This window comes from Paraburkholderia sp. GAS42 (genome assembly GCF_050436565.1).
GTDB lineage: Bacteria > Pseudomonadota > Gammaproteobacteria > Burkholderiales > Burkholderiaceae > Paraburkholderia.
Genome location: NZ_JBNDML010000012.1, coordinates 77,745 through 92,372, shown reverse-complemented (window position 1 = coordinate 92,372; position 14,628 = coordinate 77,745). Strand labels below are relative to the sequence as shown.

Annotated in this window: 15 protein-coding genes; 5 read left to right on the top strand and 10 right to left on the bottom strand. The window is 64.3% G+C overall.

The genetic code is table 11. From position 1 onward, the window contains the following. Positions 1-15 precede the first annotated feature (15 nt). The 3 genes from ruvB to ruvC form a co-directional block, all read right to left on the bottom strand. Positions 16-1,080, bottom strand: a complete 1,065-nt coding sequence (gene ruvB, locus P3T16_RS18840) for a Holliday junction branch migration DNA helicase RuvB (protein WP_429255436.1) — start codon at positions 1,078-1,080, stop codon at positions 16-18. 144 nt (positions 1,081-1,224) lie between these two features. Continuing rightward, entirely contained in the window at positions 1,225-1,806 is a 582-nt protein-coding gene (gene ruvA, locus P3T16_RS18835) for a Holliday junction branch migration protein RuvA (protein ID WP_429255435.1), read from the bottom strand. Positions 1,807-1,938: 132 nt separating this feature from the next. Continuing rightward, the gene (ruvC, locus tag P3T16_RS18830; RefSeq protein ID WP_429255434.1) at positions 1,939-2,481 is read right to left on the bottom strand and encodes a crossover junction endodeoxyribonuclease RuvC; all 543 of its coding nucleotides are present in this window, start codon (positions 2,479-2,481) and stop codon (positions 1,939-1,941) included. A gap of 121 nt (positions 2,482-2,602) precedes the next feature. Between ruvC and P3T16_RS18825 the strand changes: the two genes are divergently transcribed. Beyond that, positions 2,603-2,845, top strand: a complete 243-nt coding sequence (locus tag P3T16_RS18825; protein WP_429255433.1) for a hypothetical protein — start codon at positions 2,603-2,605, stop codon at positions 2,843-2,845. A gap of 103 nt (positions 2,846-2,948) precedes the next feature. On the opposite strand, the gene purH is transcribed toward P3T16_RS18825, so the two are convergent. The 5 genes from purH to pepP form a co-directional block, all read right to left on the bottom strand. Then, on the bottom strand, positions 2,949-4,514 hold the full coding sequence (gene purH, locus P3T16_RS18820; RefSeq protein ID WP_429343411.1) for a bifunctional phosphoribosylaminoimidazolecarboxamide formyltransferase/IMP cyclohydrolase: 1,566 nt from the start codon (positions 4,512-4,514) through the stop codon (positions 2,949-2,951). Positions 4,515-4,567: 53 nt separating this feature from the next. Then, positions 4,568-4,801, bottom strand: a complete 234-nt coding sequence (locus P3T16_RS18815) for a Fis family transcriptional regulator (RefSeq protein ID WP_133660946.1) — start codon at positions 4,799-4,801, stop codon at positions 4,568-4,570. Continuing rightward, positions 4,798-5,853: a tRNA dihydrouridine synthase DusB gene (dusB, locus tag P3T16_RS18810; protein ID WP_429255431.1), complete on the bottom strand. Its 1,056-nt coding sequence runs from the start codon at positions 5,851-5,853 to the stop codon at positions 4,798-4,800. Before dusB ends, P3T16_RS18815 begins: the two co-directional genes overlap by 4 nt. Before the next feature lie 197 nt (positions 5,854-6,050). After that, entirely contained in the window at positions 6,051-7,244 is a 1,194-nt protein-coding gene (locus tag P3T16_RS18805) for a UbiH/UbiF/VisC/COQ6 family ubiquinone biosynthesis hydroxylase (protein ID WP_429343410.1), read from the bottom strand. Positions 7,245-7,265: 21 nt separating this feature from the next. Beyond that, positions 7,266-8,681: a Xaa-Pro aminopeptidase gene (pepP, locus tag P3T16_RS18800; RefSeq protein ID WP_429343409.1), complete on the bottom strand. Its 1,416-nt coding sequence runs from the start codon at positions 8,679-8,681 to the stop codon at positions 7,266-7,268. 207 nt (positions 8,682-8,888) lie between these two features. Here pepP and P3T16_RS18795 point away from each other — a divergent pair, with 207 nt between their 5' ends. Then, on the top strand, positions 8,889-9,500 hold the full coding sequence (locus tag P3T16_RS18795; RefSeq protein WP_429343408.1) for a glutathione S-transferase N-terminal domain-containing protein: 612 nt from the start codon (positions 8,889-8,891) through the stop codon (positions 9,498-9,500). A gap of 9 nt (positions 9,501-9,509) precedes the next feature. Here the strand turns inward: P3T16_RS18795 and P3T16_RS18790 are convergent, their stop codons facing one another. Beyond that, positions 9,510-10,904 (bottom strand): sensor histidine kinase, encoded by a 1,395-nt coding sequence (locus tag P3T16_RS18790; protein WP_429343407.1) that lies wholly within the window; start codon positions 10,902-10,904, stop codon positions 9,510-9,512. Continuing rightward, complete coding sequence (locus tag P3T16_RS18785) at positions 10,894-11,571, bottom strand: response regulator (RefSeq protein WP_429343406.1); 678 nt, start codon at positions 11,569-11,571, stop codon at positions 10,894-10,896. Before P3T16_RS18785 ends, P3T16_RS18790 begins: the two co-directional genes overlap by 11 nt. Positions 11,572-11,828: 257 nt before the next feature. Here P3T16_RS18785 and P3T16_RS18780 point away from each other — a divergent pair, with 257 nt between their 5' ends. From P3T16_RS18780 to P3T16_RS18770, 3 genes are all read left to right on the top strand, one after another. Beyond that, the gene (locus tag P3T16_RS18780; RefSeq protein WP_429255425.1) at positions 11,829-12,851 is read left to right on the top strand and encodes an ABC transporter substrate-binding protein; all 1,023 of its coding nucleotides are present in this window, start codon (positions 11,829-11,831) and stop codon (positions 12,849-12,851) included. A gap of 74 nt (positions 12,852-12,925) precedes the next feature. Beyond that, positions 12,926-13,720: an ABC transporter ATP-binding protein gene (locus P3T16_RS18775; protein ID WP_228874218.1), complete on the top strand. Its 795-nt coding sequence runs from the start codon at positions 12,926-12,928 to the stop codon at positions 13,718-13,720. Between the two features lie 16 nt (positions 13,721-13,736). After that, positions 13,737-14,600, top strand: a complete 864-nt coding sequence (locus P3T16_RS18770) for an ABC transporter permease (RefSeq protein WP_429255424.1) — start codon at positions 13,737-13,739, stop codon at positions 14,598-14,600. The last annotated feature ends 28 nt before the right edge of the window (positions 14,601-14,628 follow it).

Here is a 14,628-nt window from a genome sequence, read left to right as displayed (position 1 = left end):
CGCGCGCCCTGACGATCAGGACGTGCCGGAATCCCACAGATCGCGCACCGGGCTCGACGAATCCGGCGCGGAAAGCCCGAAGTGCCGGTACGTCAGCAACGTTGCCACACGGCCGCGTGGCGTGCGCTGCAGGAAGCCCTGCTGGATCAGATACGGCTCGAGCACGTCTTCGATCGTATCGCGCTCTTCACCGATCGCCGCGGCCAGGTTATCGACGCCTACTGGGCCGCCGTCGAACTTGTGCAGGATCGCCTCGAGCAGTTTGCGGTCCATCAGATCGAAGCCGACCGGATCGACATCGAGCATGGCGAGTGCCGCGTCGGCGACCTTCGCGGTGATATTGCCGTCCGCTTTCACTTCAGCGAAATCGCGCACGCGGCGCAGCAGACGGTTCGCGATTCGCGGTGTGCCACGCGCACGCTTCGCGATTTCGAACGCGCCATCAGGATGGATCTGCGCGCCGAGCAGCGAAGCCGAGCGGCTGACAATGCGCGCGAGTTCTTCGGCGTTATAAAACTCCAGCCGCGCGACAATACCGAAGCGGTCGCGCAGCGGATTCGTCAGCATACCGGCACGCGTTGTCGCACCGACCAGCGTGAACGGTTGAAGGTCGAGCTTCACGCTACGTGCGGCCGGACCTTCGCCGATCATGATGTCGATCTGGTAGTCCTCCAGCGCGGGATACAGGATTTCCTCGACGACCGGCGACAGCCGGTGAATTTCATCGATGAAGAGGACATCGTTCGCTTCGAGATTGGTGAGCAGCGCCGCGAGGTCGCCCGCGCGTTCAAGCACCGGCCCGGACGTTTGCCGCAGATTGACCCCCATTTCGCGCGCGATGATGTGCGCGAGCGTGGTCTTGCCGAGGCCCGGCGGCCCGAACAGAAGCACGTGGTCGAGCGATTCAGCGCGGCGCCTCGCAGCCTCGATAAAGATTTCCAGCTGGCCGCGCACCTTTTCCTGCCCAACGTACTCGTCAAGGTGGCGCGGGCGCAACGCGCGCTCGAACGCTTCTTCGTTCGGCGACGTAGGCGTGGCGGCGATGATGCGTTCGGCGGCGAGTTTGTCGGTTTCGATCATGCGGACATTGTACCGCGCGATGCCCGCGCAGAAAGCTGGCCGAACGGCCAGGGTGCGCAATGCGACGCGGCGTGCGAAGCTTTAACCGTCGTCGCGCAGGGGGCGCTGTCCGCCGGGCGCGGTCAGCCCGCGGTCAGCCCGCCGTCAGCCTTTTGACAACGCCTTCAGCGCGAGCTTGATGCCGTCGGAAACACCGGTGCCGGCCGGCACGTTCTTGATGGCCGCCAACCCTTCCTTTTCGGAGTAGCCCAATGCGAGCAGTGCATTCAGGATATCGCTGGCGTGACCGGACGCGGAGGCCGCGCCCGCCATCGCGCCCAGGTCGGCACCAAGCTTGCCCTTCAGTTCGAGCAGCAGGCGCTCGGCTGTTTTCTTGCCGATGCCAGGAACGCGTGTGAGGCGCGCGGCGTCCTGCAGCGTGACGGCCTGGCCGAGTTCGTGAACGCTCATGCCCGAGAGCACCGCGAGCGCCATACGCGCGCCGATGCCGCTGATCTTGAGCAGTTCGCGAAACGTCGTACGTTCCTGCGCAGAGCCGAAGCCGTATAGAAGCTGCGCGTCTTCGCGCACGATCATCTGTGTGAGAAGGACGACGCGCTCACCGGTCGCCGGCAGGTTGTAGAACGTGCTCATTGGCACGTCGACTTCGTAGCCAACGCCGTTGCAGTCGATGAGCAGATGCGGCGGATTCTTTTCCAGCAGGACGCCGGCAATGCGACCGATCATGGTGAGTTCGATGGTGAAGTAAAGCGCGAGTGTAGCGCAGCGCGTCAGGCAAAAGGGCGGCGATGGTGAGGGCTTTAACGAGGCGGTTCGATGGCAGTGCTGGCGAAAGCCGGGCCAGGCGCCGTCGTTGCTCTAGCCGACGAGTCGTCCACGCCGCACCCGCAGGCCCTTCTTCGCGAGCGAAGGTGCAATGCCGCCCAGCGTGCTCAGCGTGCCGCCGCCGTGTGCGTGGCAGATAGCCATGCCGAGGGCGTCGGCGGCATCGGTGCCCGGCACGCCGGAGAGATTCAGGAGGCGCGCGACCATCTGCTGCATCTGTTCCTTGGTGGCGCGTCCGTAGCCGACCACTGCCTGCTTCAGTTGCAGCGCGGTGTATTCAGCGACCGGCACGCCGCCTGCTACGAGTCCGCAAATAGCGGCGCCGCGTGCCTGGCCGAGCAGGAGTGTCGATTGCGGATTGACGTTGACGAACACCTTTTCGATCGCGGACTGATCGGGCGCGTGCTGGCGGATCAGCGTGGATATACCGTCGAAGATCGTGCCGAGGCGCGACGGCAGGTCGGCATCGGCGGTCTTGATGACGCCGCTCGCGACGTAGGTCAGCTGGTGGCCAGTCTGGTCGATCACGCCGAAGCCGGTAACGCGCAAACCAGGGTCGATGCCGAGAATTCTCATGAGGTGCGATGCGGAATAAGTGCCTGCGATACTACAACGAACGGGCTACACAGCGGGCGGTGGGCGACGGCGGCGCAGCAATAAATGTGGCGGAGCCTGACATCTGAAAAGGCAGGAGCAAATGGAAACGTACCGGAACCTGAACGGCGACTCTGGCGTAGTGGCGTACGAAATCGGTGATGACTTCGTCGCGGTCCGGTTCCGGTCGACGGGCGACACGTATTGGTACACGCGCGCGAGCGTCGGCGCGCGGCACGTCGCGGCGATGAAAAAGCTGGCGCTGGGCGGGCGAGGGCTCAGCACCTATATCAGTTCACATCCCGACGTGAGAGACGGCTACGAACGAAAGGACCCGGCCGGATAGCGCGGAAAACGCGCAAAAGAAAGGAAAGCGGCCCGACAGGAAAACCTGTCGGGCCGCTTCGATCAAGCCATTAACGCCGGCATAACCGGCGAAGGAGCAGGAATCAATGACGGAAGTGACGCACGCCAGTCAGCACCATCGCGATGTTGTGCTCATCGGCGGCGGCGACCACTTCGTCGTCGCGCATCGAGCCGCCCGGCTGGATCACGCATGTCGCACCAGCGGCAACGACCACGTCGAGGCCGTCACGGAACGGGAAGAACGCATCCGACGCCACCGCCGACCCCGCCAGCGTCAGGCCGGCGTTCTGCGCCTTGATGCTCGCGATGCGCGCCGAATCCACGCGGCTCATCTGGCCTGCGCCGACGCCAAGCGTCATGCCGTTGCCGCAGAACACGATCGCGTTCGACTTCACATACTTCGCGACGCGCCATGCGAACAGCAGGTCGTCCATTTCCTTCGGCGTCGGGTAACGCTTCGTGACCACGCGCAGTTCGTGCGGCTGCACATTGTGCGAATCGAGCGACTGCACGAGCAGACCGCCGCCCACACGCTTCAGGTCGAACGCGTTATGTCCGTCGCCGGGCGCGATCTCGAGCAGACGCACGTTCTGCTTTGCCGCGAACACCTGGCGTGCCGCCGCGCTGAAAGTGGGCGCGATCAGCACTTCGACGAACTGCTTCGCCACAGCCTGCGCCGTCGCTTCATCGACTTCGCGATTGAACGCGATGATGCCGCCGAACGCCGACGTCGGATCCGTCTGGAACGCCTTCGCGTAAGCTTCGTTCGCATCTGCGCCGACCGCGACGCCGCACGGATTCGCGTGCTTGATGATCACGCACGCCGGCACGTCGAATGTCTTCACGCATTCCCACGCGGCATCGCTGTCAGCAATGTTGTTGTACGACAGTTCCTTGCCCTGCAACTGGTTGTAATTCGCCAGCGCGCCGGCCGGCACCGTGAGGTCGCGGTAGAACGCGGCGCTCTGGTGCGGGTTTTCGCCGTAGCGCAGGTCCTGCACCTTTTCGAACGCCAGGTTGAACGTGGCCGGATAAGTGTTGCGCGACGAATGTTGAAGCTCGTCGGTCAGGCTCGTCAGGTAGTTCGTGATCGCGCCGTCGTACTGCGCGGTATGCGCGAACACCTTGGTGGCCAGATGGAAGTTGGTCCTGTAGCCAACCGAGTTGCTGTTTGCACGCATCTCGTCGAGCACAACCGCGTAATCGGCCGGGTCGACCACAACCGTCACGTCGCGATGGTTCTTCGCGGCGGAGCGCAGCATCGTCGGGCCGCCGATATCGATGTTCTCGATCGCGTCTTCCAGCGAGCACGCTTCCTTCGACACCGTCTGCACGAACGGGTACAGGTTCACGACGAGCAGGTCGATCGTCGGGATGTCGTGCTTCTCAAGCGCGGCCATGTGTTCCGGCAGGTCGCGGCGCGCGAGAATGCCGCCGTGCACCTTCGGGTGCAGCGTCTTCACGCGCCCGTCGAGCATTTCCGGGAAGCCGGTGTAATCGGCGACTTCAGTGACGGACAGGCCTGCGTCCGCGAGCAGTTTCGCGGTGCCGCCGGTCGACAGGATCTTGACGCCGAGGTCCGACAGCGATTTGGCGAAATCGACGATGCCGGACTTGTCGGAAACGGAGATGAGCGCTTGCTTGATCATGATGAGAAAGCCGGGGAGGAACGTGACGGGGCGCGTGAAGTTACAACAAACCGCTACAGCAAACCGTGCTGTTGCAGCTTCTTGCGCAGCGTATTGCGGTTGATGCCGAGATACTCGGCGGCCAGCGACTGGTTGCCGCCGGCCTGCTCGAGCACCACCTCGAGCATCGGTTTTTCAACGCACGAAACGACCATGTCGTAGATGTCGTGCGGGTTTGAGCCGTCGAGATCCTGGAAGTACATGTCCAGGCTGTCGCGGACGCATTGTTCGATATTGTGCTTGCTCATGCTGCCAGTCGGTCGTTATTGTCCGGCTCGCCGACAGTGTCTTCGACGTAGATCAGGCGGTCGGAAACCGCCTTTTGCGCGTCGAAAAATTCGTTGACGGCGAGCAGTTGTTCGCGCGTGGTGTCCAGCGTATTCATGCGATGCCGGAACACGTTGGCGCCAGAAAGGCCGCGAGTGTACCAGCCGATATGCTTGCGTGCAGTACGGACCCCGGTGAATTCGCCGTAGAACGCGTAGTGATCTTCGAGATGTTCATTCATCACCTGCTGGATCTCGTCGATACGCGGCGGCGGCAGCAATTCGCCCGTCTGCAGAAAATGTTCGATCTCACGGAAGAGCCACGGGCGCCCCTGCGCCGCACGGCCGATCATGATGGCATCGGCGCCGGTCGCGGCGAGCACGTCGCGCGCCTTTTGCGGCGTGGTGATGTCGCCGTTCGCGACGACCGGGATACGCACGGCGCCCTTCACGGCGGCGATGGTCTCGTATTCGGCGTCGCCGTGATAGAGATCCGCGCGGGTGCGGCCGTGTACGGTCAGCATCGAGATGCCGGCGTTTTCGGCGAGACGCGCGATGACCAGTGCGTTCCTGTTGTCGCGATCCCAGCCCGTGCGGATTTTCAGCGTGACCGGCACCGCGTCGGGACCGGTGCCCACCGCACCCACGACCGCCTCGACGATCTGCTGAACCAGCGGTTCGTTTTGCAGCAGCGCGGAGCCGGCGGCCACGTTGCACACCTTCTTGGCCGGACAGCCCATGTTGATGTCGATGATCTGCGCGCCGTTCGCCACGTTGTAGCGCGCGGCTTCGGCCATCATCGCCGGATCGGCGCCGGCGATCTGGACCGCGATGGGTTCGACTTCGCCCGCGTGGTTGGCGCGGCGCATGGTTTTCTCGCTTTTCCACAGCTGCGCATTCGACGCGACCATCTCCGAGACTGCATAGCCCGCGCCCAGCCGCTTGCACAGCTGGCGGAACGGCCGGTCCGTCACGCCGGCCATCGGGGCGACGAACAGGTTATTGCGCAGATTGTGCGAGCCGAGAATGGGCATGACGGGAACAGTGCCCGCGCGACCGGGGCCGATCGTCGCGGTGGCGAAATGCGTAGGAAAACCGCCATTTTACCGTTAACGCGTTCCTGACAGACGACTTGCCTCAGACGTAACCCATTAAATCTTCTATGAAAGCGCCGCCGCCATAGACCGGCGACCGCCCGCGGGTGCAACGAACAGGCGGGCGGTGCGGACGATCAGCGACGCTGTCCGAACATCATTTGCCGCGCGAGGGCGGTCTTGACCGGCGGCAGGAATTCGAGCGCCGTCAGCGCGAGCCCGCGCAGCGTGGCGAGTGGCGGGAAGTCGACGGTGAAGAGGCGCGCGAGGGTGTCGGTGGCGCCGATTGTCAGGCGCCGGTCCAGCGCACGACGTGCGGCGAAGGCGGCCAGCGCGACTGGCGTAGCGCCATGCTGCGCCAGTGCGTCGACGAGGGCGTGTGCGTCGCGCAGACCGAGGTTCAGACCTTGTCCCGCGACCGGATGCAGCGTCTGCGCTGCGTTGCCGATCGCGACGACGCGACCCTTGACCAGCGTATCCACGGCATTCAGGCCGAGCGGGAACGACGCGCGTCCCTTGATATGCGTGAACGCGCCCATGCGGTCACCAAACGCGGCACCGAGCTCGTGCAGGAATGCCGCGTCATCGAGTTGCGTCCGGCGCGCGGCTTGTTCCGGTGAGCAGCACCAGACCAACGCGTAGTCCGCGCCGCGCACGCCGCCCATCGGCAGCAGCGCGATCGGGCCTTCGGACGTGAAGCGCTCCCACGCCACATGCGGCTGCGGCGCCGATACCGTGATCGTGCCGACCAGCGCTGTCTGCCCGTAGTCACGCGTTGCGCCATCACCGCTGCGTTGTTCGTGGTAAACACCGCCTTCCGCGTTGACGAGAATCCGCGTGCGCAGATTACGCGTCACATGTGTGCTTTCGACCGGCAACGTAACGCCGTCGTGCTCCTGCGTAAACGGGAGCGCCGACGTGGAGCGCAGCCAGTGCGTGGGCGTTTCGCGGACGGCTTCGGCGAGCGCGTGCACGATCGAGCCGTAGCGCAGCACATAGCCGAGCGCCGGCAGGTCGTGCTCGGTGTGATCGATCACCGTGCGGCCGAAGTGGCCGCGCTGCGATACGTGGATCCGCTGGATCGTCGTGGCGTCTCCGGGCCAGCGCAGCGGTTCGAGGATCATCCGGCTGCCTTGCGACACCGCGATCGAGCGCGGATCGGACACGGCGTCGTCGGGGTCGCGCGCGTCGATCAGCGCCACGGAAAGTGCGCGCGTCGCGCTGCGCCGCGAGAGCCAGCCGGCCAGCGCGAGGCCGACCGGGCCGGCGCCCACGATAGTGACGTCGAAGTCGAACGGTGCGGCCGCCGACGGTTGCGCTGCTTCATTCATCTCGTGCAGATTCCTTCTTCTTTACGGTGCACCCGCGCCAGCGCGCGCGGCCTGCATCAATGCTTCGATTTCATCTGCCTTGACCGGCACATCGCGCGTCATCAGTTCGCAGCCCGTTTCGGTGACGACTGCGTCGTCCTCGATGCGAATGCCGATGTTCCAGTAGCGCTCGGGCACGTCGTCCGATGCGCGGATGTAGAGGCCGGGTTCGATCGTCAGCGTCATCGACGGCTTCAGGATGCGCCACGGCAGCGCGCCGTGTTCGTCCAGCGGTGCGCCACGTTCGCCGCTTCGTTCACGATAGTCGCCGCAATCGTGCACGTCCATGCCGAGCCAGTGACCCGTGCGATGCATATAGAAGCGCGCATAGGCGCGCTCAGCGATCACTTCGTCGACGGACGCATGGCGTTGCCGGTCGAGGATGCCCGTATCGAGCAGACCCTGCGAAAGCACGCGCACGGCGGCCTGATGCGGCGCGTCGAAACTCGCCCCGGGGCGCGTCGCGTCGATCGCCGCCTGCTGCGCGGCGAGTACGATGTCGTACAGCTCGCGCTGTGCCGGCGTGAATTTTCCGCTGGCCGGAAAGGTGCGCGTGATGTCGGACGCGTAGCCATCGAGTTCGCACGCGGCGTCGATCAGGATCAGGTCGTTTTCCTGCGCAATCGTGCTGCCGGCGGCGTAGTGCAGCACGCACGCATTGGCGCCCGCCGCGACGATCGAGCCATACGCAGGCGCCTGCGCGCCGTGCTTGCGGAACGTGTAGAGCAGTTCCGCTTCGAGTTCGTATTCGCGCACGCCGGGCCGGCAGGCCGCCATCGCCCGACGATGTGCTTCAGCCGAAATCTGCCCCGCGCGACGCATGATCCCGAGCTCATGCGCGTCCTTGAAGAGACGCATTTCGTCGAGCACGGGCAGCAGGTCGTGGATCGCCGCCGGTGCGCTCACGCCGCTGCGGCTCTGCGCGCGTACGGCCTCGAGCCAGCCGCGCACCTGACCATCCAGCTCCGCCGACGCACCCAGCGCGTAATGCAGCGCCGGCTTGTCCGCGATCACGCGTGGCAGTTGCGCGTCGACTTCATCGAAGGCGAATGCGGCGTCAAAGCCGAACGCCTCGCGCGCGCCATCGGGGCCGAAGCGGAAGCCTTCCCATATCTCACGCTCGACATTCTTCGCCCGGCAGAACAGGATCGACGCAGGCTCGTCCGTCCCGGCGCTCGCGTCCAGCACGAGCAGCGCCTCGGGCTCCGTGAAGCCTGTCAGGTAATAGAAATAGCTGTCGTGCCGGTACGGATAGTCGGCGTCGCGGTTGCGCAGCACCTCCGGTGCCGTCGGGACAATGGCGACGCCGCCGCCCTTCGCACGCAGCGTGGCGAGCACGCGCTCACGGCGCTTGCGGTAGACGTCGATGGCGATCTGGGGTTCGGTCAGCTGGTTCATCGTGCGATTGTAGCGCTCAATGCGCGCTGAAGCCGGCGGGCGGCCGGCGCGTTAGCCATCCGGCCAGCTGGGCGTCGGTGCACAATTGCCGCAATGTTGCAATCCGTCCACAGCACCGTGCGGCGCGCATCACAAGACGCGGCGGCGGCGTCTGGATCGATGCAAACCAACGTTATACTTCCGCCGGATTCCAAACAGGGCAGTGTCATGAAACTCATTGGTTCGTTCGCCAGTCCGTTCGTCCGCAAGGCGCGGATCGTGCTCGCCGAAAAGAAGATCGATTACCAGCTGGTGCTCGAGAATGTCTGGGTGCCGGAAACGACGATCCACACGTTCAACCCGCTCGGCAAGGTGCCGTGTCTCGTGATGGACGACGGCGAGGCTGTTTTCGACTCGCGCGTGATCTGCGAGTACGTCGATACGCTGTCGCCGGTCGGCAAGCTGATTCCGCAGCCGGGCCGCGAGCGCATCGAGGTGCGCTGCTGGGAAGCGCTGGCTGACGGCATGCTCGACGCAGCCGTTCTCATTCGCCTCGAAGGCACGCAGCGTACGGAAGCGCATCGTAGCGAAGCGTGGGTTGCGCGACAACAGCACAAGATCGACGACGGTCTCGCCGCGACGTCGCGCGGTCTTGGCAGCAAGAACTGGTGCACGGGCAATCACTACACGCTCGCGGACATCGCGGTGGGCTGTGCGCTCGGTTATCTGGATTTCCGCATGCCCGAGCTGAACTGGCGCGAACTGTATCCGAATCTGGACAAGCACTTCCAGAAGCTGTCGCTGCGCCAGTCGTTCATCGATACAGTGCCGTCAAACTGAGCCTGCGGTTCAGGCTGCGGCTGGCTTTTCGGTTCGCGCCGCGGCCAGCGTCGTGGTCACGGTGACGCCGCGGCCGCCTGCGCCCGGTTCGAGCGTGATCTCGCCGCGGTGCGCCTGCACGATCTCGCGGACGATCGCGAGACCGAGCCCCGTACCTTCCGTATCGGCCGACGCGCGATAGAACGGCTCGAATACCCGGCTACGCGCTTCGGGCGCGATGCCGGGGCCATCGTCTGACACGATCAGTGTGACCGTCGCACCGTCACTGCGCACGGCAACGGTGACGTGACCGCCCGCCTGCGTATAGCGGATCGCGTTTTCCACGAGATTCGCGACGAGCGCCGACAGCAGCCCTGGATGGCCGGTCACGGGTGCCGGTCCGTCGAGTTCAGCACCCAGGTCGATCTCGCGCGTCTGTGCGAGCAAGGCCAGATCTTCCGCAACATCCTTCGCCAGGGTGGACAGGTCCACGGGTTCGCTCGCGAGTTGCGTGTAATCGGCGGCCTCGGCCTGCGCGAGCAGCAGCAGCTTGTTGGTGAGGCCGACCATCGAGCGGTTGCTCCGGTGCATGGCCGCGAGCGCTTCGGCGAGCGCGGGCTCGATGCCGCCGTGCTGCCGCGCGAACTGCAACTGCGTACCGAGCAGGGTGAGCGGTGTACGCAGCTGATGCGCGGCATCCGCGATAAAGCGCCGCTGCGCAGCAACCTGCACGCCGAGTTGCGCGATGCACTGATTGATCGCCTCGACGATCGGCCGCAATTCCGTGTGCAGCCGCTCGACGCGGATCGGCGCCAGTTGCATCGGATCGCGGTCGGCGACGTCTTCTTTCACCTTCATCAGCGGCCGCAATTCGAACGTCAGGCCGATACAAACCAGCGCCACCGCCAGCACGATCATCTCGATCTGCCGTACGAGCTGCGGTTGCCAGAGTTGTTGCGCCATCGCGTCGCGCGAACGTACTGTTTTGCCGACCGACACGCGCACGCGCCGCGTCACGCCGTTGTCGTACATCTGTCGCACGAAAGCGACGGCGCGAACGGCGCTGCCTTCACGATCGGCGTCGTAGAACGTGGGTGTTTCTGTGGCAGCCGAGGCGCTACCTGGAAAGTCCGGCGTGCCGGCGAGCAGCTGGCCATCATCGACGGTCACGCTATAGAACGCCTGATCGCGATACGGCGACACGAATACTTCGAGCGCGGCGGGCGGCACATCGACGCGCAGAAAGCCGTCGACCCATTCCACTTCGCCCGCAATCATCCGCGCCGACGAAACCAGCTGGTTGTCCTGCACGAGATCGGCGGTGTGCCGCGCGTTGTCGAACTCGGCCTTGCCGGTGACGAATACATACAGCGCGAGCGGCACGAGCAGCCACCACAACAGGCGCATGCGCAGGCTATTGGTCATCTTCTTTCTTGCGCAGCAGATAGCCGAGCCCACGCAGCGTGACGATCGCGGCCGAACTGCCGTCGAGCTTCTTGCGCAGCCGCGAAATATAGATTTCGACGGCGTCTTCGCTGGGTTCGTCGGACAGCGTGAAGATCGCGTCGACCAGCGCCGGTTTCGACACGGTCTTGCCGAGCCGCAGGATCAGCGTTTCGAGCACCGTGCGTTCGCGTGGTGTCACGTTCAGCGGCGCGCCTTTCAGTGTGAACTGGCGTGTATCGATATCGAAGGCGAGATCGCCGCACACGACATCGCCGGCCTTCGACGGCGTCTGCCGCCGGATCAGCACCTTGATACGCGCGACGACTTCGCGCACCTCGAACGGCTTCACCAGATAGTCGTCCGCGCCCGCGCCGAGCAGCTCGACCTTTTCATCGATCGAACCGCTGGCCGTCAGGATCATCACGGGCGTGGTGTCGCCGCGCTGGCGCAGACGGCGCAGCACGTTCTTGCCCGACAGCTTCGGCAGGTTCAGGTCGAGCAGCACGACGTCGTAGTGATTCGTGCGCAGGAGCTGGTCGGCGGCGTCGCCATCCTGGACGGCGTCGAGCGTGAACGACTCCTGTTCGAGCATCTTCGCGAGCCAGTGCGCGAGCGTCTGATTGTCTTCGATGAGCAGCAGCTTCATGGTGGGCACGGCGGAAATCAGGCCGTCGATTGTGCCGTAAAACAGGCGCCTTGCGCGCTCCCAGCCGTATTTCCGCATCCTTCGAGGCGTTTTCGGCGGGTTGGGGGCGGGGTGTGGGCGGGTTGTGGGGTTAACACCCATGAATTGCCGACGAGCCCGAAAGCTCTCAGAAGGCTTCCGCTTTCTATAATCCGCCACATTCATCCAGAAAGCGCCGCACCTACGAAAACGGCGCACCGACCTCAGGAGACTGCTTCATGCGTACTTTGCGCCAGATTGCCACTGTGTCAGGTGTTGCGTTTGCCCTCGCTGCCGCTTCGTCGGCGGCCCAGGCCGAAAAACTGACCATCATGGTCGGCGGCGCCACCAAGATCATCTACCTGCCGGCCAAACTGACCGAACAGCTCGGCTACTTCAAGGACGAAGGCCTCGACGTCGAAGTCCTGTCGCAACCGGCTGGCGTCGACGCGGAAAACGAACTGCTCGCGGGCGCGGTGCAGGGCGTGGTCGGCTTCTACGATCATACGATCGATCTTCAGAGCAAGGGCAAGGAAGTCGAGGCGCTGGTGATCTTCGGCCAGGTGCCGGGCGAAGTCGAAATGGTGTCGACGAAAGCCTCCGAAACGCTCAAGAGCATGGCTGACGTGAAGGGCAAGACGCTCGGCGTGACGGGCCTTGGTTCGTCGACGAGCTTCCTCACGCAATACCTCGCACAGCGCGCGGGCGTGCCGTCGACGCAATACACGCTGCTGCCGGTTGGCGCCGACAACAGCTTTATCGCCGCGATCAAGCAGAGCCGCATCGATGCCGGCATGACGACCGAGCCGACCGTTTCGCAACTGTTGAAAACCGGCGACGCGAAGGTGCTGGTCGACATGCGCACGCTGGAAGGCACGAAGGCGGCGCTCGGCGGCACGTATCCGGCCTCGAGCTTCTACGTGCAGCGCGCGTGGGCCGAGTCGCACAAGGATGACGCGACGAAGCTGTCGCACGCGTTCGCGAAGACGCTGAACTTCATCGCGACGCACAGCGCCGAGGAAATCGCCGAGAAGATGCCGAAGGACTACTACGGCAACAACAAGGACATGTACGTGGGCGCGCTGAAGGCGTCGCTGCCGATGTTCACGAAGGACGGCAAGATGCCGGCCGACGGTCCGGATACGGTGCTGAAGGTGCTGTCGGCGTTCAACCCTTCGGTGAAGGGCAAGCATATCGACCTCGCGAAAACGTATTCGAACGAATTCGTTTCGTCGGCACAGGTCAAGACGGCAGCGAAGTAATACACGCGATGGAGCGCGCTAGCACAGGCGCTCATCCATCAGGCAACAATGACGCAACAACGAGGCATCAGCTGATGAATCAACCTTTGTCACGCGGCACGCCGGCCATCGAGCTGCGCAACGTATCGTGCCGTTTCATTTCTCCGGACGGCAAGGCGACGGTCGCATTGCGCGATTTCAGCATGTCGGTGGCGCGTGGCGAATTCGTCGCCATCGTCGGCCCGACGGGCTGCGGCAAGTCGACCACGCTCAGCATGATCACCGGCCTTCTGAAGCCGACGACCGGCGAAGTCCGCGTGATGGGCGCACCGGTCGACGGCATCGATCCGCGCATCGGCTTCGTCTTTCAGGCCGACGCCGTGTTCCCGTGGCGCTCGGTGCTCGACAACGTCGCGGCGGGGCCGCTCTATCGCGGTCGTTCGAAATCGGCTGCGCACGACGAAGCCAATGAATGGCTGCGTCGCGTGGGCCTCGAGAAGTTCGGCAAGCACTATCCGCATCAACTGTCGGGCGGCATGCGAAAGCGCGTCGCGCTGGCACAGACCTTCATCAACAAGCCGGAAATCCTGCTGATGGACGAGCCGTTCTCCGCGCTCGACATGCAGACCCGCACGCTGATGCAGGATGAACTGCTGCAGCTGTGGTCGGGCACGGGCTCGGTCGTGTTCGTCACGCACGATCTCGAGGAAGCGATTGCGCTGGCGGACCGTGTGTTCGTGCTGACCGCGCGCCCGGCGACGCTGAAGAAAGTATATGAGATCGACCTGCCGCGTCCGCGCGTCACGTCGGAGATTCGCTACGACCCGCGCTTCATCGAGATCTCGCGCGATATCTGGCATGACCTGCGCGAAGAAGTGCAGATCGGTTAATCAAGGAACGAGAGACATGTCTACTACCCCTCAACAGACGATGCCTTCGGGCCTCGATGCGGCTTCGCTCGCGCAGGTCGAGCGCGTCGCACAGAAGCACATCCGCCAACGTCGTGCGCTGGTGATTTCGCTGCGCGTGCTGGTACTCGTCGTCGTGCTCGGCGGCTGGGAACTCTCCGCGCGCCTGAAGTGGATCGACCCGTTCTTCTTCTCGATGCCGACGTCCATCTACGATCAGATCGTCGACTGGTTCGTGAACGGCACGTCGCAAGGTCCGCTGCTCACCCAGGTCTGGGTCACGCTTGAAGAGACCGGGCTCGGCTTCATCATCGGCTCGGTGGCGGGTGTGTTCTGCGGCATCGTGCTCGGCCGCAACAAGCTGCTGTCCGACGTGTTCAGCCTCTACATCAAGATCGCCAACTCGATTCCGCGTGTGGTGCTGGGCTCGATTTTCGTGATCGCGCTTGGTCTCGGGATGGGATCCAAGGTGGCGCTCGCGGTGGTGATGGTGTTCTTCGTCGTGTTCGCCAATGCATTCCAGGGCGTGCGCGAAGCCGACCGCTACATGATCGCGAATGCACAGATTCTTGGCGCGTCGCGCCGTCAGGTGACGACGTCGGTGGTGATTCCGTCGGCGCTCAGCTGGATTCTGGCCAGCCTGCACGTGAGCTTCGGCTTCGCGCTGGTCGGCGCGGTGGTCGGCGAGTTCCTCGGCTCGAAGCAGGGTATCGGTCTCCTGATCTCGACCGCGCAGGGCGCGTTCAACGCGAGCGGCGTGTTCGCGGCGATGATCGTGCTGGCGGTGGTGGCGCTCGCGGCAGATTATCTGCTGACGGCGGTCGAGGAACGTCTGCTGAAGTGGCGGCCCGCGGTGGTGTGAGGTTTTTGCGTAGCCACTCTGGCTGTGC

Bases quoted from the DNA above. Each gene is read 5' to 3' on its own strand.
- ruvB (WP_429255436.1), bottom strand. From the start codon at position 1,080: ATGATCGAAACCGACAAACTCGCCGCCGAACGCATCATCGCCGCCACG.
- ruvA (WP_429255435.1), bottom strand. From the start codon at position 1,806: ATGATCGGTCGCATTGCCGGCGTCCTGCTGGAAAAGAATCCGCCGCAT.
- ruvC (WP_429255434.1), bottom strand. From the start codon at position 2,481: ATGAGAATTCTCGGCATCGACCCTGGTTTGCGCGTTACCGGCTTCGGC.
- P3T16_RS18825 (WP_429255433.1), top strand. From the start codon at position 2,603: ATGGAAACGTACCGGAACCTGAACGGCGACTCTGGCGTAGTGGCGTAC.
- purH (WP_429343411.1), bottom strand. From the start codon at position 4,514: ATGATCAAGCAAGCGCTCATCTCCGTTTCCGACAAGTCCGGCATCGTC.
- P3T16_RS18815 (WP_133660946.1), bottom strand. From the start codon at position 4,801: ATGAGCAAGCACAATATCGAACAATGCGTCCGCGACAGCCTGGACATG.
- dusB (WP_429255431.1), bottom strand. From the start codon at position 5,853: ATGCCCATTCTCGGCTCGCACAATCTGCGCAATAACCTGTTCGTCGCC.
- P3T16_RS18805 (WP_429343410.1), bottom strand. From the start codon at position 7,244: ATGAATGAAGCAGCGCAACCGTCGGCGGCCGCACCGTTCGACTTCGAC.
- pepP (WP_429343409.1), bottom strand. From the start codon at position 8,681: ATGAACCAGCTGACCGAACCCCAGATCGCCATCGACGTCTACCGCAAG.
- P3T16_RS18795 (WP_429343408.1), top strand. From the start codon at position 8,889: ATGAAACTCATTGGTTCGTTCGCCAGTCCGTTCGTCCGCAAGGCGCGG.
- P3T16_RS18790 (WP_429343407.1), bottom strand. From the start codon at position 10,904: ATGACCAATAGCCTGCGCATGCGCCTGTTGTGGTGGCTGCTCGTGCCG.
- P3T16_RS18785 (WP_429343406.1), bottom strand. From the start codon at position 11,571: ATGAAGCTGCTGCTCATCGAAGACAATCAGACGCTCGCGCACTGGCTC.
- P3T16_RS18780 (WP_429255425.1), top strand. From the start codon at position 11,829: ATGCGTACTTTGCGCCAGATTGCCACTGTGTCAGGTGTTGCGTTTGCC.
- P3T16_RS18775 (WP_228874218.1), top strand. From the start codon at position 12,926: ATGAATCAACCTTTGTCACGCGGCACGCCGGCCATCGAGCTGCGCAAC.
- P3T16_RS18770 (WP_429255424.1), top strand. From the start codon at position 13,737: ATGTCTACTACCCCTCAACAGACGATGCCTTCGGGCCTCGATGCGGCT.